This window comes from Martelella sp. AMO21009, assembly GCF_053484295.1.
In genome coordinates, this window is the sequence record NZ_JBAKFR010000029.1 from 20,689 (window position 1) to 42,124 (window position 21,436).

The 21,436-nt window shown below is 62.3% G+C and carries 18 protein-coding genes; 10 read left to right on the plus strand and 8 right to left on the minus strand.

Annotated features, from left to right (window positions below; genetic code table 11):
* Nucleotides 1-105 precede the first annotated feature (105 nt).
* A complete protein-coding gene (locus tag V6766_RS21070; protein ID WP_448469882.1) occupies nucleotides 106-882 on the minus strand; it encodes a VOC family protein in 777 nt (258 codons plus the stop codon).
* 345 nt (nucleotides 883-1,227) lie between these two features.
* On the opposite strand from V6766_RS21070, the gene V6766_RS21075 reads away from it, so the two are divergent.
* The gene (locus V6766_RS21075; RefSeq protein ID WP_448469884.1) at nucleotides 1,228-2,448 is read left to right on the plus strand and encodes an aminopeptidase P family protein; all 1,221 of its coding nucleotides are present in this window, start codon (nucleotides 1,228-1,230) and stop codon (nucleotides 2,446-2,448) included.
* A 15-nt stretch (nucleotides 2,449-2,463) separates the two neighbouring features.
* On the opposite strand, the gene V6766_RS21080 is transcribed toward V6766_RS21075, so the two are convergent.
* From V6766_RS21080 to carB, 4 genes are all read right to left on the minus strand, one after another.
* Complete coding sequence (locus V6766_RS21080; protein ID WP_448469886.1) at nucleotides 2,464-2,928, minus strand: SRPBCC family protein; 465 nt, start codon at nucleotides 2,926-2,928, stop codon at nucleotides 2,464-2,466.
* Complete coding sequence (locus V6766_RS21085; RefSeq protein ID WP_448469888.1) at nucleotides 2,925-3,380, minus strand: SRPBCC domain-containing protein; 456 nt, start codon at nucleotides 3,378-3,380, stop codon at nucleotides 2,925-2,927. The genes V6766_RS21080 and V6766_RS21085 overlap by 4 nt, the downstream gene beginning before the upstream one ends.
* Complete coding sequence (locus V6766_RS21090) at nucleotides 3,377-3,709, minus strand: ArsR/SmtB family transcription factor (RefSeq protein ID WP_448469890.1); 333 nt, start codon at nucleotides 3,707-3,709, stop codon at nucleotides 3,377-3,379. The genes V6766_RS21085 and V6766_RS21090 overlap by 4 nt, the downstream gene beginning before the upstream one ends.
* Before the next feature lie 352 nt (nucleotides 3,710-4,061).
* Complete coding sequence (gene carB / locus V6766_RS21095; protein WP_448469892.1) at nucleotides 4,062-7,544, minus strand: carbamoyl-phosphate synthase large subunit; 3,483 nt, start codon at nucleotides 7,542-7,544, stop codon at nucleotides 4,062-4,064.
* A gap of 243 nt (nucleotides 7,545-7,787) precedes the next feature.
* Here carB and V6766_RS21100 point away from each other — a divergent pair, with 243 nt between their 5' ends.
* A complete protein-coding gene (locus V6766_RS21100) occupies nucleotides 7,788-7,955 on the plus strand; it encodes a hypothetical protein (RefSeq protein WP_448469894.1) in 168 nt (55 codons plus the stop codon).
* Nucleotides 7,956-7,989: 34 nt separating this feature from the next.
* Here V6766_RS21100 and V6766_RS21105 read toward each other — a convergent pair whose 3' ends face one another.
* Complete coding sequence (locus V6766_RS21105; RefSeq protein ID WP_448469896.1) at nucleotides 7,990-8,814, minus strand: isocitrate lyase/PEP mutase family protein; 825 nt, start codon at nucleotides 8,812-8,814, stop codon at nucleotides 7,990-7,992.
* A 143-nt stretch (nucleotides 8,815-8,957) separates the two neighbouring features.
* Between V6766_RS21105 and V6766_RS21110 the strand changes: the two genes are divergently transcribed.
* The 3 genes from V6766_RS21110 (at nucleotide 8,958) to V6766_RS21120 (ending at nucleotide 12,253) form a co-directional block, all read left to right on the plus strand.
* Nucleotides 8,958-9,986, plus strand: a complete 1,029-nt coding sequence (locus tag V6766_RS21110; RefSeq protein ID WP_448469898.1) for a sodium:calcium antiporter — start codon at nucleotides 8,958-8,960, stop codon at nucleotides 9,984-9,986.
* A gap of 78 nt (nucleotides 9,987-10,064) precedes the next feature.
* Complete coding sequence (locus tag V6766_RS21115) at nucleotides 10,065-10,742, plus strand: glutathione S-transferase (RefSeq protein ID WP_448469901.1); 678 nt, start codon at nucleotides 10,065-10,067, stop codon at nucleotides 10,740-10,742.
* Nucleotides 10,743-10,864: 122 nt separating this feature from the next.
* Nucleotides 10,865-12,253 carry an MATE family efflux transporter gene (locus V6766_RS21120; RefSeq protein WP_448469903.1) on the plus strand — a complete coding sequence of 463 codons (1,389 nt, stop codon included), beginning with the start codon at nucleotides 10,865-10,867 and terminating at the stop codon, nucleotides 12,251-12,253.
* A gap of 53 nt (nucleotides 12,254-12,306) precedes the next feature.
* Here V6766_RS21120 and fumC read toward each other — a convergent pair whose 3' ends face one another.
* Nucleotides 12,307-13,698, minus strand: a complete 1,392-nt coding sequence (fumC, locus tag V6766_RS21125; RefSeq protein ID WP_448469905.1) for a class II fumarate hydratase — start codon at nucleotides 13,696-13,698, stop codon at nucleotides 12,307-12,309.
* A gap of 532 nt (nucleotides 13,699-14,230) precedes the next feature.
* Between fumC and V6766_RS21130 the strand changes: the two genes are divergently transcribed.
* Nucleotides 14,231-16,129 carry a L,D-transpeptidase family protein gene (locus V6766_RS21130; RefSeq protein WP_448469907.1) on the plus strand — a complete coding sequence of 633 codons (1,899 nt, stop codon included), beginning with the start codon at nucleotides 14,231-14,233 and terminating at the stop codon, nucleotides 16,127-16,129.
* Between the two features lie 84 nt (nucleotides 16,130-16,213).
* Here V6766_RS21130 and V6766_RS21135 read toward each other — a convergent pair whose 3' ends face one another.
* Nucleotides 16,214-16,891, minus strand: coding sequence for an HAD family hydrolase (locus V6766_RS21135; RefSeq protein ID WP_448428114.1), 678 nt, complete (start codon nucleotides 16,889-16,891; stop codon nucleotides 16,214-16,216).
* 176 nt (nucleotides 16,892-17,067) lie between these two features.
* On the opposite strand from V6766_RS21135, the gene rpiA reads away from it, so the two are divergent.
* From rpiA to V6766_RS21155, 4 genes are all read left to right on the plus strand, one after another.
* A complete protein-coding gene (gene rpiA, locus V6766_RS21140; protein ID WP_448428116.1) occupies nucleotides 17,068-17,766 on the plus strand; it encodes a ribose-5-phosphate isomerase RpiA in 699 nt (232 codons plus the stop codon).
* A gap of 13 nt (nucleotides 17,767-17,779) precedes the next feature.
* Nucleotides 17,780-18,337, plus strand: a complete 558-nt coding sequence (locus V6766_RS21145) for a DUF2059 domain-containing protein (RefSeq protein ID WP_448469909.1) — start codon at nucleotides 17,780-17,782, stop codon at nucleotides 18,335-18,337.
* Between the two features lie 122 nt (nucleotides 18,338-18,459).
* The gene (gor, locus tag V6766_RS21150) at nucleotides 18,460-19,848 is read left to right on the plus strand and encodes a glutathione-disulfide reductase (RefSeq protein WP_448469911.1); all 1,389 of its coding nucleotides are present in this window, start codon (nucleotides 18,460-18,462) and stop codon (nucleotides 19,846-19,848) included.
* Between the two features lie 128 nt (nucleotides 19,849-19,976).
* Nucleotides 19,977-21,356, plus strand: a complete 1,380-nt coding sequence (locus V6766_RS21155) for a class II 3-deoxy-7-phosphoheptulonate synthase (protein ID WP_448469930.1) — start codon at nucleotides 19,977-19,979, stop codon at nucleotides 21,354-21,356.
* Nucleotides 21,357-21,436 lie beyond the last annotated feature (80 nt).

The window sequence follows — 21,436 nt, forward strand, 5'->3', positions numbered from 1 at the left end:
TGTGCGCGCGGCACGGCAAACCGGTCTCCAGTTGATTGGCCCGCGCGAAAAAATGCGCCGGAGGGGGTGTCCGGCGCAAGCTGGATTGAGATTGGCGCTAAGGCTTCAGCGTTTCATCGACACGAGGCAGAAATATGCGCCCTGCGGATCGAGAAACTGGCCGATGACCGCGCCGTCCGGCACATCCATCGGACCGTTGAGCAACTGCCCGCCGCCGGCCTTCACCCGCTCGATCGCAGCATTCAGGCCATCGACCTGGAAATAATAGCTCCAGGCCGGCGTGGGCATGCCGTCGGGCATCCGCATCATCCCGCCGAGATCATCGCCGCCGGCGCTGAACAGGTGGTATTTGCCCATGCGGCCCATATCCATCGCCTGGGTCTGTTTCCAGCCGAACACCTTGCCGTAGAAGGTAACAGCGGCTTCGGGGTCGCTCGTGTAGAGCTCGCGCCAGGCAGCGGTGCCGGGCGTGCCGCGCGGCGGAAATTCCGGCATGCCGCCTTCCGGCGGGATCGGCGTGAAGACGCTGATCGCCGCGCCCTGCGGATCGCTCACCACCGCAAACCGGCCGACCCCCTGAATGTCATGCGGCTCCATCAGCACGTTGCCGCCAGCGGCCTTGAACTCGGCTGCCTTGGCGTCGACATCCTCGACATCGACATAGCCCATCCAGTGCGGCGGAATGTTCTGCGCGCACATGTCCTCGGTCAGCTGCATCAGGCCGCAGACATGGCTCTCATAGCCTTCGATGCCGAGCAGCGTGTAGGCCACATCGGGATGGCCGGCATCCTGAGCCTTCCAGCCGACGACATCCTGATAGAAGGCCTTCGCGGCCTCGGCATCCGTCGTCATCAGATCGTACCAGATAAATTCGCTCGCCATGTGCTGTTCTCCCTGTCGCCGGAAACCGGTGCTGTGTGGTCTGTTGTTTAAGTTGATATCAACCTATAATGTTTCGGTCAAGCCTGTATCAGCATAGCGATCGTAGCCGCCGATCATGACAAGAGCAGGACTGGAGGCAAACGGCCTCAACCGGCATTGCCAAGTTTTGAGGCCAGCGCTAGACTTTCCTCAGCGGACCTTCGCGCCGATGGCGTCGTGCGCAGGGGAAGGCCGCGATCACCATGATGATGGTCCTGCACGCCCGGACGTTTGAGCGCTTGTGAAGAGGCGCTTCGAACCGGGCAGGGGAGCAGTCCGTCCGGTTCAGCGGATGAGGATTGACCCATGAACGAACTGGCCACCCGCCCCGAGAATTTCGTTTGCGAGAATGGCGAGAAGGCGCCGCTGCCCTTCAGCCAGGCGGAATATGACCGCCGCCTCGCGCTTTTGCGCGCGAGGATGGAGGAACGCGGCGTCACCGCCGCGCTGTTCACCTCCATGCACAACATCGCCTATTATTCCGGCTTTCTGTACTGCGCCTTCGGAAGGCCCTTCGGCTGCGTGGTGACCGCTGAGCGCTGCACCACGATCTCGGCCAATATCGATGCCGGCCAGCCCTGGCGGCGCAGCCATGGCGACAACATCATCTACACCGATTGGAAGCGCGACAATTTCTGGCGCACGGCTGCCGGCCTTCTCAAGGGACATGACCGGATCGGCATCGAGGGCGATCACATGACGCTTGCCGCCCGTGCCGCGCTTGAAACCGCGATCGGCGCCCGCGAAGTCATCGATCTTGCGCCGGATGTCATGACGCTGCGGATGCTGAAGTCGGCGGAGGAGATCGCGCTGATTCGCGCGGGTGCGCGGGTCGCCGATATCGGTGGAGCGGCGATCCGCGAGGCAATCCGCGAAGGCGCGCGCGAGATCGATGTGGCCATGGCGGGGCGTGATGCGATGGAGCTTGCCATTGCCGAGGCTTTTCCGGATGCGGAATATCGCGACACCTGGGTCTGGTTCCAGTCGGGGCTGAACACCGACGGCGCGCATAATCCGGTGACCGCGCGGCGTCTTCGGCAGGGCGATATTCTCAGCCTCAACGCCTTCCCGATGATTTCGGGCTATTACACCGCGCTGGAACGCACGCTGTTTCTCGGGGAGCCGGATGCAGCATCGCTGAATCTCTGGGAGACGAATGTCGCCGCCCATGAACTCGGCATGTCGCTGATCCGCCCCGGCATCTCGTGTGCCGCGATCTGCGAGGAGGTCAACCGCTTCTTCGCCGATGCCGGCGTGCTGCAATACCGTTCCTTTGGCTACGGCCACTCCTTCGGCATCCTCAGCCACTATTACGGCCGCGAGGCGGGGCTGGAACTACGCGAGGATATCGAGACCGTGCTTGCGCCCGGCATGGTGATCTCGATGGAACCGATGTTGTTCGTGCCGGAGGGCACGCCGGGCGCCGGCGGCTACCGCGAGCACGACATTCTGGTCGTGGGCGAAGACGGCGCCGAGAACATCACCGGCTTCCCCTATGGCCCAGAGCACAACATCATTGCTGGCTAGAGCAAACGCACCGATTTAGCCGTGCAGGCGGCTGGCATAGGCATCGAGCTTTGCCAGCGTCTGCCGGCCACCTTCTACGGCGCCGAACTCGACGGTCGCATCGCGAGCTTCAGTCGTCTCGAAGATCAGGATCAGCGAAACGCGGGTCTTTCCGCCGTCGTCCTCGAGCAGGATCAGGCCCCGAAAATGGGCGGGCTCGCCGAGTTCGCCGCCATGGTCGTAGGCAATGCGGGCCGGAGGGGTGATCTCCGTATAGCGGATCCAGTTGGGCCAGTCCTTGCCGTCGGGGCCGTGCATCGTGTAGTGCCACAGCCCGCCGACGGAAAAGTCCATCGCGTGGGTTTCGTTGGTGAAGCCGTCCGGTCCCCACCATTGGTCCAGATGCTTCTCATCGGACAGCGCCTTGAACACCAGTTCGAGCGGGGCGTCCATGACGCGCTCCAGACGGATGATTTTTGCGGGATCAAGTTCAGCGGTCATTGGTTTTCTCCTTGCAGAAACTGTGCGAGGCGGTCGAGATTCTGGTCGTTGGCGGCCTTGAGGAAGTGCGCCATAGCCTGGTTTTCCTCGGTGGGCTCGAATTCCATTCTCCAGACAAGGCGGCTTCCCCCGGCGTGATCCTCGAACCGCATTTCCAGGATGAAATCATGCATCGGCAGGTGATGGCGGGCGCGGACCAAGCGCCCGTCTTCGATTGCCAGAAAGCTCCAGTGGTTGTCGAATTCATCGCCGTTCGAGGCGGTCATGATGATCCGCCAGCGGCCGCCCGGGCGAAAATCGAATGCCGTGATGCGGTTTTCGAACCCGTGCGGTCCCCACCATCGGGCGAGCTTTTGGGGATCGGCTACCGCTGAAAACAGCGTATCGCGGTCCTGCGGAAAGCGTCTTTCGTTGTGGATTTCGAGGCTTGCGTTGGGCATTTCCTCGCTCATGGCGTTTCCTCCTTCTGAATTTTCGCAAGATGGGCTTCCAGCCGGTCGAGCCGCCGTTCCCACAGCGTCCGGTAGTCCGAAAGCCAGCCATCGACCGCCTTCAGCGTCTCGGGCTCTATCCGGCAGGGCCGGGTCTGCGCCTCTCGGCCGCGGGAGATCAGCCCGGCGCGCTCCAACACCTTCAGATGCTTGGACACCGCCGGCAGCGACATGTTGAATGGCTCGGCCAGTTCATTCACCGTCGCTTCGCCCTTGGACAACCGGGCAAGGATCGCGCGGCGGGTGGGATCGGCGAGGGCGGAGAGCGTCTGGCTCAGCGGATCGGACATTCTGTATTTATCCTGTCAGTTAATTAACCTAGTGGATAAATAAAGGACGCAAACCCGTGCGTCAAGCCCTAAGAAAAGGGCAGGCGCTGGGCCTGCCCTCGGTTTGTTGACAAACCTATCCTCACACTCCGCGTCATCCTCGGGCTTGACCCGAGGATCCAGGCCGCGCGGTAAGGGCTAGTCATAAATCTTTGCAAATTCAGCAGCTTAAACCGCCTGGATGCTCGGATCAGGTCCGAGTATGACACAAGACGAAGGGCTGATGACACACGATGGTCAAAGCTTGGTGCTTTGTCAGCAGTCTGAAGGCGGGGTCTGGCCCGCCTTCTTGTCATATCGTGCGCAACGCCTCTCAGGCGTAGCTCTGCAGCGGCCGCACTTCGAGCTGGCCCTGTTTCAGCGCCCTGATTGCCTGGGCAGCGGCCATGGCGCCGGCCATGGTGGTGTAATAGGGCACCTTCTGGGTGAGTGCGGCACGGCGGAGAGACTTCGAATCCGAGATCGTCTTGTCGTTGCTGGTGGTGTTGAACACAAGCTGGACCTGACGGTTGCGGATCGCGTCCTCGATATGCGGACGGCCCTCGCGTACCTTGTTGATCTTGGTGGCGGAAATGCCGTTCTCCTCCAGGAAGTCGCGGGTGCCGCCGGTCGCCATTACGGTGAAGCCCTGTTCGACCAGAAGCCGGACGGCGGGGAGCACGCGCTCCTTGTCTTCCGAGCGGACCGAGACGAAGACGCAGCCATCGCGCGGCAGGTCGACGCTGGCGCCGAGCTGGGATTTGGCGAAGGCGATCGCGAAATCCTTGTCGAGGCCGATGACCTCGCCGGTGGAGCGCATTTCCGGGCCGAGCAGGGTGTCGACGCCCGGGAACTTGGCGAAGGGGAAGACGGCCTCCTTGACCGCGATATGGTTCAGCTTGCGCGGGTTCGGCCGCTCGCCATAGGAGTCGATCACATCGAAAAGCTTCTCGCCGGCCATCACGCGGGCGGCAATCTTGGCGATCGGCGCGCCGATGGTCTTCGCCACGAAAGGTACGGTGCGCGAGGCGCGTGGGTTCACTTCGAGGATATAGACCGTGCCGTCCTTGATGGCGAACTGCACGTTCATCAGGCCCTTGACGTTAAGCGCCAGCGCCAGCGCGCGGGACTGCTCCTCGAGTTCATCCAGCACCTCCGGCGAGAGCGAATGCGGCGGAAGCGCGCAGGCGCTGTCGCCGGAATGGATGCCGGCCTCCTCGATATGCTCCATGATGCCGGCGATGAACACGTCATGGCCGTCGGAGAGGCAGTCGACGTCCACTTCGATGGCGTTGGTCAGATAGCTGTCGAACAGAAGCGGGTTCTTGCCGAGCATGGTGTTGATTTGCCCGGTCTTGTCGTTCGGGTAGCGCTGCTTGATGTCTTCGGTGACGAGTTCCGGCACGACTTCCAGCAGATAATGCGAAAGGCCGGCCTCGTTATGGACGATCTCCATGGCGCGGCCGCCGAGAACATAAGACGGGCGGACCACCAGCGGGTAGCCGATCTCGCCGGCCACCAGACGGGCCTGTTCGACCGAATAGGCGATGCCGTTATTCGGCTGGTTGAGGTCGAGCTTGATCAGGAGCTTCTGGAAGCGGTCGCGGTCCTCGGCAAGGTCGATCATGTCCGGCGCGGTGCCAAGGATCGGGATGCCGTTCTTTTCCAGCGCTTCGGCCAACTTCAGCGGCGTCTGGCCGCCGAACTGCACGATCACGCCGGCGAGCGTGCCCTTTTCCTGTTCCGCGCGCATGATCTCGATGACGTCTTCCGCCGTCAGCGGCTCGAAATAAAGCCGGTCGGAGGTGTCGTAGTCGGTCGAGACCGTTTCCGGGTTGCAGTTGACCATGATCGACTCGTAGCCGGCATCCTTCAGCGCGAAGGCGGCATGGCAGCAGCAATAGTCGAATTCGATGCCCTGTCCGATCCGGTTCGGGCCGCCGCCGAGGATGACGACCTTCTTCGCATCCGAAATGCCGGCCTCGGAGCGCGTGGCGCCATCAAAGGGCGTTTCGTAGGTCGAATACATATAGGCGGTCGGCGAGGCGAACTCGGCGGCGCAGGTGTCGATGCGCTTGTAGACCGGGCGCACGCCGAGCTTGTTGCGCAGCTGGGCGACTTCCTTCGGGCGGCCATGGGTGAGGCTTGCCAGACGCTGGTCGGAAAAACCCATGGCCTTCAGCATGCGCAGGTTTTCGGCATCCTGCGGCAGGCCGTGCTCGCGCACGCGCTCTTCCATGTCGACGATGGCGCGCAGCTGATCGAGGAACCAGGGGTCGATCTTGGAATGTTCATGGATTTCGTTCTGGCTGACGCCAAGACGCATCGCCTGGGCGACCATGCGCAGCCGGTCCGGCGTGCCGGTGCCGATGGCCGCGCGAATGGCGTTGCTCGGCTCGCCGTTCTCGATGCCCGGGATTTCGATCTCGTCGAGGCCGGTTAGGCCGCGCTCCAGCCCGCGCAGCGCCTTCTGCAGCGATTCCGGGAAGGTTCGGCCGATCGCCATGACTTCGCCAACGGACTTCATCGCCGTGGTCAGGGTGTTTTCCGCGCCCGGGAATTTCTCGAAGGCGAAGCGCGGGATCTTGGTGACGACATAATCGATCGAGGGTTCGAACGAGGCCGGCGTCGCGCCGCCGGTGATGTCGTTTTCAAGCTCGTCGAGCGTATAGCCGACGGCAAGCTTGGCGGCGACCTTGGCAATCGGGAAGCCGGTGGCCTTGGAAGCCAGCGCCGAGGAGCGCGATACGCGCGGGTTCATTTCGATGACGACGAGGCGGCCATCGGCCGGGTTGACGGCGAACTGCACGTTCGAGCCGCCGGTCTCGACACCGATCTCGCGCAGAACAGCCAGCGAGGCGTTGCGCATGATCTGGTATTCCTTGTCGGTCAAGGTGAGGGCAGGGGCAACGGTGATCGAATCGCCGGTGTGCACGCCCATCGGATCGACGTTTTCGATCGAGCAGATGATGATGCAGTTGTCCGCCTTGTCGCGGACCACTTCCATCTCGTATTCCTTCCAGCCGAGCACGGATTCCTCGATCAGCACTTCCGTTGTCGGCGAGGCATCGAGGCCGCGTTCCACGATCTCGAAGAACTCGGAGCGGTTATAGGCAATCCCGCCGCCGGTGCCGCCGAGCGTGAAGGACGGGCGGATGATCGCCGGCAGGCCGATCGTGTCGAGCGCCTGGGCGGCGATCGCCATCGCATGCGCCATGTAGCGCTGCTTGCGGTCGGTATTGCCGAGGTTCCACTGGTTCTCCAGCTCGTCCAGTGCCGCATCCAGCGCATCGCCGGAGAGCGTCTTCTTCAGCTCGGCGCGCTTGGCTTCATGTTCCTGGCGATGCTGATCCTTGATCTCGGTGGCGTTCGCCAGCATCGATTTCGGCGTCTCAAGGCCAATCTTGGCCATCGCCTCGCGGAAAAGCGCGCGGTCCTCGGCCTTGTCGATCGCGTCCGGCTTGGCGCCGATCATCTCGACATTGTAGCGTTCCAGCACGCCCATGCGGCGCAGCGACAATGCGGTGTTGAGCGCGGTCTGGCCGCCCATGGTCGGCAGCAGCGCGTCCGGCCGTTCCTTGGCGATGATCTTGGCGACGACTTCCGGGGTGATCGGCTCGACATAGGTGGCGTCGGCAAGCTCCGGGTCGGTCATGATCGTGGCCGGATTGGAGTTGACCAGAATGACCCGGTAGCCTTCCTCCTTCAGCGCCTTGCAGGCCTGCGCGCCGGAATAGTCGAACTCGCAGGCCTGGCCGATGACGATCGGCCCCGCGCCGATGATGAGGATGGATTTGAGGTCTTGGCGCTTGGGCATGGGCGGTATCCGTCGTTTCTTTTTATCATCCCTGCATCAAAAACCGGCGCGGTTGACCGGGCCGGGTACGGGACGTGAAATCATGTAGGCTAGGTGGGCCTTATAGGGAAATTGCCATGGCAACGGAACCCCGAAAATGCACCGCGTGAACCGCAATCAACCAAGTTTTTCGCGCTCCGATGCACTTAAGTGTGAACTTTTCGTCTACATGCTGCGTTATTACTCCAAACCGGAGACAAAACCATGTTTGAATATCTGCCTCTTATCGCATTCCAGATCGTGTTCGCGGCTGCAGGACTTGCTATTCTTTACCGGATCGTCGGCGGCAGGATTTTCGGCGCGGACGATGCCGAGCGCAAGGCAGGCCATGGGGAAATCTTTCGCAGGGCCAGCAAGACGTCGCATGCCTGAGCGCGCGCATCTCGCCCGGTGACGCCCGCCGGCGTCACCGCTTCGGCGGCGCGGTCAGCCTTTCCGCCTCGCTGCCTTCTATCCTTTCGTAATTGAACGTTCCTTCCGTCAGCACCTCTTCCGCCGCCTGTTTCAGGCCGGCGAGCGCGGCCCGGGCAAACGAGCCGCCGACGCTGATACGTCTGACGCCGACCTGTTCCAGCGCGGCCACGGAATAGTTCTCGCCCTGAAGCCCCATCACCACGTTGACCGGCTTGTCGACGGCGCGGCAGACCGTGGCGATCGCCTCGATATCCGGCAATCCGGGTGCGTAGAGCACATCCGCGCCGGCCTCGGAAAAGGCCTGGAGACGCCGGATCGTGTCGGCAAGATCGGGGCGGCCCCACAGGAAATTTTCCGAGCGCGCGGTGAGAACGAATGGCTTTCCGGCCCCAGCCTGGGCTGCCGCGCGCACGCGCTCGACAGCCGCGTCGAAATCATAGATCGGATCGTCGGGCCGCCCCGTGGCATCCTCGATCGAGCCGCCGACGAGGCCGGTTTCGATGGCGAGCCGGATCGTCAGCGCGCAATCTTCCGGCGAATCTCCGAAGCCGTTTTCAAGGTCGGCGGAAACCGGCAGGTCGGTCGCCTCCACGATGGCTTTGGCGTTGGCAAGAATGTCGTCGCGTGACAGGTCCGAGGCCGAATCGCGGCGGCCGAGCGAAAAGGCAAGCCCCGCGCTGGTGGTCGCAAGCGCCTCGAAGCCGAGATGGGCGAGCAGGCGTGCCGAGCCGGCATCCCATGGATTGGGCATGACGAAAGCATGCTCGCGCGCATGCAGCGTCATGAACCGGTGATATTTTTCTTCCTGCGTCGCCATAAGCCGCCTCCTCCAGTCATGATCTTGAGGAACGTATAGGGAACATCTTCAACTGTAAAGAGATCAGACCGGGGTCGCGCGCTGCCAGCACGGGTTGAACAAAGGGGAGGGTGGCGCGTTAGCTTTTCAAACCGGAGACATTTATGAATTTTGAAAACCTGACTTTGATCTGGCTGATCGTTCTCTTTGTGATGGCCGGCGCGGTCATTCTCGGTTGCGGCGTCAGGATCACCGACGTAGCGGACAGGATTGCCGACCGCACCGGGCTTGGCGAGGCGCTGATCGGCGGGCTGCTGCTGGGCGCGGCGACCTCGCTCTCGGGCACGGTCGTGTCGGTGACCTCGGCGCTCGATGGGCGGGCGTCGCTCAGCTTTTCCAACGCCGTCGGCGGCATTGCCGCGCAGACAGCGTTTCTGGCCCTTGCCGACATGATCTATCGGCGGGTGAACCTCGAGCATGCGGCGGCCGATCTTTCCAACCTGTTTCAGGGCGCACTGCTGGTGTTGCTGCTCAGCATGCCGCTTCTGGCCTATACCTCGCCGGAAATCACGCTGTTTGCCGTCAGCCCGATGTCGCTTGCCATTTTCGGCGTCTACATCGCCGGCGTGGTCGCCTCGAAAAGGGTGCGCGACGAGCCGATGTGGAAGCCTGTCGGCACGCATGAGACGCGCACGGACCAGCCCGAGGAAGAGCAAAGCGATGCCCGCGGCAATGTGAGTATCTTCGCGGTGTTCATCGCTCTGATGCTGCTGATGGGCATTGCCGGCTATGTGATCTCGGAGATCGCGGCCGTGATCACCGACCGTTACGGCCTTTCCGCCTCTCTCGTCGGCGCGCTGATGACGGCGGTGGTAACATCGCTGCCGGAACTGGTGACGACGCTGGCGGCGGTCAGGCGCGGCGCGCTGCAGCTTGCCGTCGGCGGCATTATCGGCGGCAACACGTTTGATACCCTGTTCCTGACACTTTCGGACCTCGCATATCGCGACGGCTCACTCTATCACGCGATCGGAAAGGATGATCTGATCTGGCTTGCCGTTGGCCTGTCGGCAACGGCGATCCTGCTGCTCGGCCTGATCGTGCGCCAGAAGGCGGGGCCGGGGCGCATCGGGTTCGAGAGCGCGGGCATCCTCTTTCTTTATTTCGGCGCAATCGCGATCACGGCAATCTGACCGGGCTTGTCAACACGTATAAAGGAGTGCATATCTAAATCGAACCGTTCGGTTCGATCAACATTCGAAGGTGGTTTCATGCTCGTTCATTATCTGGAAGACTCCCGCGCCCATCGCATTCTCTGGCTTCTGGAGGAGCTCGGGGTCGACTATGAGATCAAGCGCTACAAGCGGGCCGAGGATATGAGCGCGCCGCGTGAACTGAAGCAGATCCACCCGCTCGGCAAGTCGCCCATTATCGAAGACGACGGCCGGGTCATCGCCGAAAGCGGCGCGATCGTCGAATATCTGATCGACCGCTACGGCGACGGCAAGGGCCTCAGGCCGGAGCCGGGCACGGATGAGGCGCTGCGCTATCGCTACTGGCTGCATTATTCCGAAGGCTCGGCCATGCCGCTTCTGGTGATGAAGCTGGTGTTCCAGAAAATCCCGGAGCAGGGTCCCCGCCTGATGAAGCCGCTGATGAACATGATTTCCAAGGCGGTGACAACGAAGCTCACCGACCCGCAACTGAAGACCCACGGAGCCTTCTGGGACGAAGAACTGAAGCGCGACGGCTGGTTCGCTGGCGCCAATTTCACCGCCGCCGACATCATGATGAGCTTCCCGGTCGAAGTCGGCATGGACCGGATTCCCTTCGGAGAGCGCCCGCAGGCCGTGCTCGACTATCTGGTCAAGATCCACGCCCGCCCGGCCTATCGCCACGCCCTGCAACGCGGTGGCGCCTATCGCTACGGCGGCAACCCGATCTCGTGATCGGCTGCTTCATCCCGGTTTGCCCATAAGGGTGGCAATTGCCGAAAAAAGAAGCTAAGGAATTTGCGCCGCCGGGGCCCCGATATTGCATGGCCCCGGCGCGTCAGCTTCTGGTGAATTTCATGTCTGTCACAATGCCTTCTGCGCAAGCAGCCGGCCATTCGTGGTTCTCCCACCTCAAGGAAACCCTTACCCTCGGCATCCCCCTCATCGGCGCGCAACTGGCCCAGCAGGGCATCAATGCCACCGATATCTTCATTCTCGGGCAATTGAGCGCGCTGGATCTCGCGGCCGCGGTCCTTGCCACGCAGTATTATTTCACGATCTTCATCTTCGGCATGGGGCTTGCCATTGCGGTGATGCCCATGGTCGCGCAGGCCTATGGCCGCGGCGACGAGGTTGCCGTGCGCCGATCCATGCGCATGGGCATGTGGGCTTCGATCATTTACGGCGCGCTGGCTCTGCCATTGTTCTTCTGGTCCGAGCCGATCCTTCTGGCGCTCGGTCAGGAACCGGATGTCGCGGCCAAGGCGGCGCAATATCTTCACATCGTCGGCTTCGCGCTGTTTCCTGCGCTGTTGTTCCAGGTCCTGCGTTCGCTGGTCAGCGCCACGGGGCGGGCGCGGGTGGTTCTGTGGGTTTCGTTGCTGACGCTGGTCGTCAACGCCGTGGTCGCCTACGCGCTGGTGCTGGGCGGGTTCGGGATGCCGCAAATCGGCATTCGCGGCGCGGCGATCGCGACCTTCGTCGGTCAGGTCTTCGGTTTCCTCTATCTGGTCGCCTATATCGGCCGCGACGCGATGCTTGCCCGCTATGAGCTTTTTGTCCGCTTCTGGAAGCCGGACTGGCAGGCGCTGAAAGAGGTCGTTCTGCTCGGCCTGCCGATCGGGATTTCCGTTCTGGCGGAGGTTTCGATGTTCACCGTGTCATCGGTTCTGATGGGGCAGATCGGGGCGATCCCGCTCGCCGCCCATGGGATCGTGCTGCAACTGGCCTCGATTGCCTTCATGGTTCCGCTCGGCCTTTCCCAGGCGGGGACGGTCCGCGTCGGCATGTTCCACGGGGCCGGCGACAGGGCCAATGTCATCCGCGCTTCGGTCACGGTGATGGCGATCGCGATCTGCTTTGCCGTCGCAAGCGGCCTGACCTTCGCGCTCGCACCCGTGCCGCTCGTATCGCTGTTCATGGATACCGGCCTGCCGAATGCGCCGGAGGTGCTCGCTTATGCCGTGCCGCTGGTGTTTGTTGCGGCGCTGTTTCAACTGCTCGACGGCGGGCAGGCGACCATGAACGGCCTGCTGCGCGGCCTCAAGGATACCCGGGTTCCGATGTTTCTGGTGCTGATTGCCTACTGGATCATCGGCCTTCCGCTCGCCTGGCTGCTGGCGTTTCCCTTCGCTCTTGAAGGTGTCGGCATCTGGGTCGGCTTCATGCTGGGGCTGGGGGCGGCGGCGGTGCTGCTGGCGCTGCGTTTCCGCCATCTGCTGCGCGCCGGAGCGGCGTCAGTGTAGAAAAGAGCGGCCGGGGGCTCCGGCCGCTCTTTTTATCTACGAAAACCGTAGTCTTACTTGGGCGAGATCATCAGTTCGGGGCGGACGATCTCGTCATATTCCTCGCCGGTCACAAGCCCGGTCGCCAGCGCTTCCTCGCGCAGGGTGGTGTTGTTCTTGTGCGCGGTCTTGGCGATCTTGGCGGCGTTGTCGTAGCCGATCTTCGGGGCGAGCGCCGTCACCAGCATCAGCGAGCGCTCGACGCCGGCCTTGATGTTTTCCTCGCGCGCCTGGATGCCGACGACGCAATGATCGGTGAAGGAGCGGGCGGCATCGCCCAGAAGCTGCACCGACTGCAGGAAGTTGTAGGCCATCATTGGGTTGTAGACGTTGAGCTCGAACTGGCCCTGGCTGCCGGCAAAGCCGATCGCGGCCTGATTGCCGGCGATATGAGCGCAGACCTGGGTCATCGCCTCGTTCTGCGTCGGGTTGACCTTGCCGGGCATGATCGAGGAGCCGGGCTCGTTTTCCGGCAGCGACAATTCGCCGAGGCCGGAGCGCGGGCCGGAGGCGAGGTAGCGGATATCGTTGGCGATCTTGAAGCAGGCCATGGCCGCCGCGTTGATGGCGCCGTGCGAGAACACCATGGCGTCATGGGCGGCGAGCACCTCGAACTTGTTCGGCGCGGTAACGAAGGGCAGGCCGGTGATGCCGGCGACTTCCTCGGCCACCTTCTCCGCAAAGCCGACCGGCGCGTTGAGGCCGGTGCCGACGGCGGTGCCGCCCTGGGCGAGTTGGTAAAGGCCCGGCAGCGTCAACTCGATGCGTTCGATGGCGGAGGCGATCTGCGCGGTGTAGCCGGAGAACTCCTGGCCGAGCGTCAGCGGCGTCGCATCCTGGGTATGGGTGCGGCCGATCTTGATGATATCGGCGAATTCCTTCTCCTTGGCGGCGAGCGCATCATGAAGGTGCTTCAGGTTCGGCAACAGGTGGTGAACGATCTGCTCGGCACAGGCGATGTGCATTGCCGTCGGATAGGTGTCGTTCGACGACTGGCTCATATTGCAGTGGTCGTTGGGGTGGACCGGCTTCTTCGAGCCCATCTCGCCGCCGAGGAGTTCGATCGCGCGGTTCGAGATCACCTCATTGGCATTCATGTTCGACTGCGTGCCGGAGCCCGTCTGCCACACGACTAGCGGGAAGTGGTCGTTAAGCTTGCCGTCGATGACTTCCTGGGCGGCCTCGACGATGGCGTTGCCGATTTCGGCGGGCAGCCGGTCGAGCGCCATATTGGCCCTGGCGGCCGCCTGCTTGACGATGCCGAGCGCGCGGACCACGGAAAGCGGCTGCTTTTCCCAGCCGATCTTGAAATTGCCGAGCGAACGCTGGGCCTGCGCGCCCCAGTAGCGGTCGGCGGCGACCTCGATCGGGCCGAATGTGTCGGTTTCTGTACGGGTTGCGGTCATGGTGTTTCTACTCCTGCCATTGCCCCGGTGGGCGATCGTCCTTGCGAAAATCGGGATATGCAATCGCGCGCGCCGAGCAGTTCTGTCAATAATCGGCGAAAACTTATTCGATTAGTATCGCCGATTGCCAACCGAAACAGAAAAAATGCAGGGTCGGCGCCGCGAACCCGGCCTGCGACCGGACCAATGACGACGCCATGTTCTCCGTCACGGAACCGGGGCGATATCTCTGCGTTGAAGTATGTGACTTTATGGATGGCGCGCATGTTGCAACGCACACAGAAATCGTTCGCGTTTAAGCCCCTGTTAACAGGCGCTTGATAGGCTGATCCGGAACGGCAATCGATCGGCAAGCTGACCAAAGTGTTGTTTTTTCATGACACAACCAGAAGGTTTGCGCACAGATAGCGCAAATGTTATTGGCTCGCTAAAGAGCTTGCGGATAGGATGTCAATGAAAACGTTGACTTGCAAAACGGGGTAGAACATTGCGCAACAAACTCTCAGTTCGCGTTTCATCTGTGGCTCTGGCCGTGGCGGTTTCTGCCGCCTTCGTGCCGAGTGCGGCCAACGCCCTGACGTTGATGGACATCTTGCGCGGCCGACAGAAAGAATCGCAGCGCGCGCCGGTCGTCGAGCAGCAGCCTCAGGTGCAGCAGAAAAAGCAGGTTCAGCGCACCTACTCCGCCCCCAAGGTCGCCCCGCCGAAATATTACGCCTATCGAGCCGATCCTGTCCGCATGATCGATATCGGCGAAATTCGCGATCCGGTGGTCACCGGCTCGATCACCCCCGATGATGCCGATATGGAAGAGACGACGACGGAAGTCGCCGCGCTGGATCAGGGCTCGATGACCGACGCCGTCGAAACGGAAACCACGGTCGCGATCGCTGAAGATGATCCGCGCCAGTATCTCGCCGATGCCCAGGTCAAGGCCATTGATGATGTCGCTTCGGCGATCGAGGACTATTATTCCAATGGCGGCGAACTGATCTGGGTGGAGGACGGCAAGGTTTCGCAGAAGGCCCGCGCGGCCATGCGGACGCTCGGCAATGCCGACGTCTTCGGCCTCGAACCCGACAACTACCGGGTCCAGCTGCCGGATCTGCTCGCGGCCGAGAACGAGGATGAGGAAAAGGCTGCCCTGATGCAGTTCGAGCTCGCCCTTTCCGCCAAGGTGCTTGCCTACATGCAGGATGCCAGGCGCGGCCGCGTCGATCCTAACCGGATTTCCGAGTTCCACGACCTGAAGCGCACCCCGGTCGATCTCGGCGAAGCGATCGACAGCCTCCCCGGAACGGTTGACGTTGCCGAATTCATCGAAAGCTACAATCCGCAGAACCAGTTTTTCCAGGACCTGAAGGCGGAGCTCGCCGAACTGCGCAACACCGAAAACGTGGTCGAGCCGATCGTTTTCACCGGCAGCGTGTTCATCCGTCCGGGCCAGACCAACCAGAACGTCCCGAGCGTGGTCAAGGCGATTGAACGCAAGGCTTCGCCCGAATTCAAGGTGGACCATGCGGAAATCTTCGCGGCCTATGACGGCGTCAGCGAGGAATACACGCCCGAACTGGTGACCCTGGTGAAGGACTTCCAGAAGTCGGCAGGTCTCTATGTCGACGGCGTTGTCGGCCCCAACACGGTGAGGGCCTTCGACGTCGAAACCAATGACGACCGCACCCAGAAGGTGCTCGATGCCATGGAGCGTCTGCGCTGGCTGCCGGATGATTTCGGTCCGCGCTATGTCTTCATCAATCAGCCGGCCTACCGCGTCTATTATCATGACGATAACGGCGAAAGCTTCGACATGGGCGTCGTGGTGGGCAACCCCACCAACCAGACCTATTTCTTCAAGGACGAGATCGAAACGGTCGAATTCAACCCCTATTGGGGCATTCCGCGCTCGATCGTCGTCAACGAATACCTGCCGAAGCTGCGCGCCAATCCGAGCTATTTCGACCAGATCGGTTACGAGGTCAGCTATAATGGCCGCCGGGTGTCATCGTCTTCCGTCAATTGGGCGTCCGCCCCGATGGTCGATGTGCGTCAGCCGCCGGGCGAGCGCAACGCGCTTGGCCAGCTCAAGATCCTGTTCCCGAACGATCATGCGATCTACATGCATGATACGCCGCAGAAGAGCTATTTCGAGCGCGACATGCGGGCGTTGAGCCATGGCTGCGTGCGTCTCTCCGATCCCAACAAGATGGCCGCCGCCGTTCTCGGCGTGCCGGAGTCGGATATCGACGACTATATCGCGACCGGCAAGAACACCCCGGTCGACGTTCCGGAGAAATTCCCGGTCTATGTCGCCTATTTCACGGCCTGGCCGGATGATACCGGCAAGGTCCAGTATTATGACGATGTCTATGACCGCGACATGTATCTGAAGCGGGCCATGGAAGCCGAAAGCAAGGCCCGCCTCGGTAGCTGACCGCTGCCAGGGCCCTAAATCAAAGAAGGCGCGTCCGTTTTGCGGGTGCGCCTTTTGCGTTGTCGGGCTCGGGGACGGCGGCAGCTATCGCCGTGCGATCACCGCGAGCGCCAGTTCCGACGTCAGCGCCGCATAGTCGCTTATCATCCGGTCGGCGGCCATTTCGGCGACCGGGCGGTCGGCATAGCCGAAGGTGACGGCGATGGTTGCAACGCCGGCGCCCTTTGCCGAATCGATATCATTGGAACTGTCGCCGACCATGACCGCATTGGCGACGTCGCCCCCGGCGCGCGCGATGGTCTCCGTGATGTGGCGGGGATCGGGCTTGCGGAAGGCGAATGTGTCGCCGCCGGTGATCGCGGTGAAATAGCCGGTGAGACCGAGTGCTTCGAGCAGCGGCATGGTGAACGATTCGCGCTTGTTGGTGCACACGGCGAGATCGAAGCCCGTGGATTTCAGCCGGTCGAGCGCCGCGACGATGCCGGGGTAGGGGCGGCTTTCACCGGGGATGCCGGCGCGATAGTGTTCGCTGAAGCGTTCGAAACAGGCATCGAACGTATCCTCGTCGAGCGATCGGTCGCGATGTTCGAAGGCCCTTTCGATCATCACTCTTACGCCGCGGCCGACCAGTATCTTCGTGTCCTCGATGCCATAGGGGGCGAGCCCCGCAGGCGCGATGGCGTGGTTCAGGCTTGCGATCAGATCGGGCGCTGTATCGATCAGCGTGCCGTCGAGGTCGAATATGGCGAGCGGTGCGGGCATTGGGGACGATCCTTCATTTTCCGGCAGACGACGCTCGCCGTCCGCTTCCCGGCCCGGTTCATAACCGCCGGCAGCAAGCATGCCAAGCATTTGCGCGGCCTCGGCGCAAAAGGTCTTTTGTTTGACGCGCGTGGCGTGTAAACACCTTACCGTTAGCCAAAAGGAGCATGTGACGCATGGATGCGCGTCAATTGAAGATAAAGGCTGCGGAAACCGCGCTTGAATATGTCGAGGACGGTATGCGGCTCGGCATCGGAACCGGCAGCACGGCGCGGGAATTCATCGCGCTCCTCGGCGAAAAGGTTGCCAACGGCTTCAATGTCATCGGGGTTCCGACCTCCGAGGCGACGGCGCGTCAGTGCCTGGAACTGGGCATCACGCTGAATTCGCTCGACGAAACGCCGGAGCTCGATCTCACGATCGACGGCGCCGACGAGATCGATCCGGCGCTCAATCTCATCAAGGGCGGCGGCGGCGCGCTGTTGCGCGAAAAGATCGTGGCCTCGTCCTCTAAAGCGATGATCGTGATTGCTGACGAGACCAAGGTCGTGGATTGCCTCGGCGCCTTTCCGCTGCCCATCGAGGTCATGCCGTTCGGGCTCGGCGCGACCCGCCTTGCCATCGAACGCGCCGCGTCGCGGCTCAATCTTTCTGGGTCGCTCGACCTTCGCCAATCGGGCGACGGGCCCTATATGACCGATGGCGGACACTATATTATCGATGCATCATTTGGCCGCATTCACGATGCACAGGCATTGTCAGACGCGCTCAACGCCATCGCCGGCGTTGTGGAGCACGGGCTGTTCATTGACATCGCGACACTCGCCATCGTTGCATCCGACGGCGGTGTACGTACACTCAAAGCAACTGAGTAGACAGGAGTCCTTTATGAAAATGAAATCCAGGTTCGGCCTTTCCGTGGCCATCGCCGCGACGATTATGGGACTTGGCGCCTTTTCGGTTGCTTCTGCGCAGGACATTTCGCCTGAGCATGAGGCCGCCGCCAAAGCCGCGCTCCAGGCGTTGGGCATCAACAACCAGTTCGACGAGATCCTGCCGAATCAGGCGGACCTCGTTCAGGCCCAACTCACGCAGGTCTATCCGAACTACCACACGGTGATCGACGAGGTCGTCACCGATACGGCGATCGCGCTGGCCCCGCGCCGGGCCGATCTCGAGAAGGAAGGCGCGCAGATCTACGCCAACATCTTCACTGCGGAAGAACTCAACCAGCTTGCTGAATTCTACAACTCCGATGTCGGCAAGAAGTTCATCCAGTACGGCCCGATCGCCGCGCGCGAACTCGGCCAGGCCGGCGATATATGGGCCCGCGGCATCGCCCGCGATCTCTCCCAGCAGGCCCAGGCAGAGCTGAACCGGCGCATCGAAGCCGATGGCGGCACGCCCGTCGAGGCGACCGAGGTTCCGGCACTGCCCGCGCAGTAAAAGGGCCATTCGCCCGTTGCATAACAGCCCGCCGACCCCGGCGGGCTTTATTTTTGGCGGAAAGTCGCCATATTCAGCCAAAATCGATTGTCCCGGAATACCCCACCGCAAGGAGCCCTCCCATGACGCAATATGACTTCGACCTGTTTGTGATCGGCGGCGGTTCCGGCGGTGTGCGCGCCGCCCGCCTTGCCGCTAGCATGGGCAAGAGGGTGGCAATCGCCGAGGAATACCGGTTCGGCGGCACCTGCGTCATTCGCGGCTGCGTGCCGAAAAAGCTGTTCGTCTATGCCTCGCAATATCCCGAGCATTTCGAGGACGCGGCCGGTTATGGCTGGACCGTCGGCGAGCGCAGTTTCTCCTGGCCGGCGCTGATTGCCGCCAAGGACCGGGAAATTACCCGGCTGGAAGGGCTCTACCGCAAGGGGCTGGAAACCAACGGCGCCGAGATTCTCGAGACCCGGGCGGAGATCGCCGGTGACCATCGCGTCCGGCTTCTGTCCTCCGGGCAGGAAGTGACCGCGGAGAAGATCCTGGTCGCCGTCGGTGGCCACCCAAATCCGCACCCGGAAATGCCGGGCTCCGAGCTTTGCATCTCCTCCAACGAGGCCTTTCATCTGGAGGAACTGCCGAAGTCGATCGCGATCACCGGCGGCGGCTATATCGCGGTTGAATTCGCCAATATCTTCGCCGGGCTCGGCGTCGAGACCACGCTGATCTATCGCGGCCCGGAAATCCTGCGCGGCTTCGATATGGACATGCGCGTCAATCTGCGCGAGGCGATGGAGAAGAAGGGCATCCAGGTCATCTGCCGCGACACGATTGTCGACGTCGCCCAGGCGGCCGATGGCCGGCTCAAGGCCCAGACCCATAACGGCCACGTCTTCAACGCCGACAAGGTGATGATGGCGCTCGGACGGCAGCCGAACACCAAGGGGCTTGGCCTTGAATCCGTTGGCGTCGAACTGGACGCCAAGGGCGCGATCATGGTGGACGACTATTCGCGCACCAATGTCGACTATATCTGGGCACTGGGCGATGTCACCGATCGCGTCCAGCTCACCCCGGTCGCGATCCACGAGGCGATGTGCTTCATCGAGACCGAATACAAGGACAACCCGACCAAGCCGGATCACGACCTGATCGCAACGGCGGTGTTCTCGCAGCCGGAAATCGGCACGGTCGGCCTGCCGGAACATGTTGCGGCCGAACGCTACGAGGAACTCGAGGTCTACCTCGCCAAGTTCCGGCCGATGAAGGCGACGCTGTCGGGCCGCGACGAGCGCACGGTTATGAAGCTCATCGTCAACGCCGCCGACCGCAAGGTGGTCGGCGCCCATATTCTCGGCCATGAGGCCGGCGAAATGGCGCAGCTGATCGGCATCGCGCTGAAGGGCGGCTGCACCAAGGACGATTTCGACCGCACCATGGCGGTTCACCCGACGGCCTCGGAGGAACTGGTGACGATGTACCAGCCGACCTACCGCGTGAAGAACGGCGAGCGGGTTTAGATCCGCTGCCGCGCGTGCGGTCGTCGCGGCTATACAAAAAAGCCGGAAACGTCTATAAGCGCGCCCACAATGGGAGAGAGAACGGCTCGGCCCAGGAAACGGGGCCGCCAAAAAGCAGGTATGAGATGATGACGAGCGCGAAGAACTGGACCCCCGGAAGTTGGCGTCACAAGCCGATCCTTCAGGTGCCGGAATATCCTGACGAGGCAAAACTGGCCGAGGCAGAGGCCGCGCTTGCGAGCTATCCGCCGCTGGTGTTTGCCGGCGAGGCGCGCCGTCTGAAGAAGGCGCTGGGCGAGGTGGCCGAGGGCCGCGGTTTCCTGCTCCAGGGCGGTGACTGCGCCGAAAGCTTCGCCGAGCACGGCGCCGATACGATCCGCGATTTCTTCCGCGCCTTCCTGCAGATGGCCGTGGTGCTGACCTTCGGCGCGCAGCAGCCGGTGGTCAAGGTCGGCCGCATCGCCGGCCAGTTCGCCAAGCCGCGCTCCAGCCCGAACGAGACGATCAACGGGGTGACGCTGCCGAGCTATCGCGGCGACATCATCAACGGCATCGATTTCACCGAGGAAGCCCGTATTCCCGATCCGCAGCGCCAGCTGATGGCCTACCGCCAGTCGGCCGCGACACTGAACCTGCTGCGCGCCTTTTCCATGGGCGGCTATGCCAATCTGGAAAACGTCCATCAGTGGATGCTCGGCTTCGTAAAGGATAGCCCGCAGGGCGAACGCTACCAGAAGCTCGCCGACCGGCTGTCGGAAACCATGTCGTTCATGCGCGCGATCGGCATTCGCGCCGAGAACAACCATGCGCTGTCGGAGACCGATTTCTTCACCAGCCACGAGGCGCTGCTGCTTGGCTATGAAGAGGCGCTGACCCGTGTTGATTCGACCTCGGGCGACTGGTACGCGACCTCGGGCCACATGATCTGGATCGGCGATCGCACCCGCCAGGCCGATCATGCCCATATCGAATATGCCCGCGGCATCAAGAACCCGCTTGGTCTCAAATGCGGCCCTTCGCTTGCCGAGGATGACCTCTTGCGGCTTATCGATGCGGTGAACCCGGAAAACGAGGCCGGCCGGCTGACGCTGATCTGCCGTTTCGGCCACGACAAGGTCGCCGATCACCTGCCGCGCCTGATCCGTGCCGTGGAGCGCGAGGGCAAGAAGGTGGTCTGGTCCTGCGATCCGATGCACGGCAACACGATCACGCTCAACTCGTACAAGACCCGGCCGTTCGAGCGGATTCTCTCGGAAGTCGAAAGCTTCTTCCAGATCCACCGCGCCGAGGGCAGCTATCCGGGCGGCATCCATATCGAGATGACCGGCAAGGACGTGACCGAGTGCACCGGCGGCGCCTGGGCGCTGACCGGCGACGACCTGCACGACCGCTACCACACCCATTGCGACCCGCGCCTCAACGCCGACCAGGCACTGGAACTCGCCTTCCTGCTCGCCGAGCGGATGAAGACGGCGTACGAGGAAAAGAAGCTCGCGATCAACGAGTGATGGCGATCGGCTTTTAAGGCGCATAGCCGCATAGCCCCCCAACAATCTCCCCCCCTTGAGGGGGAGATGTCGCGAAAGCG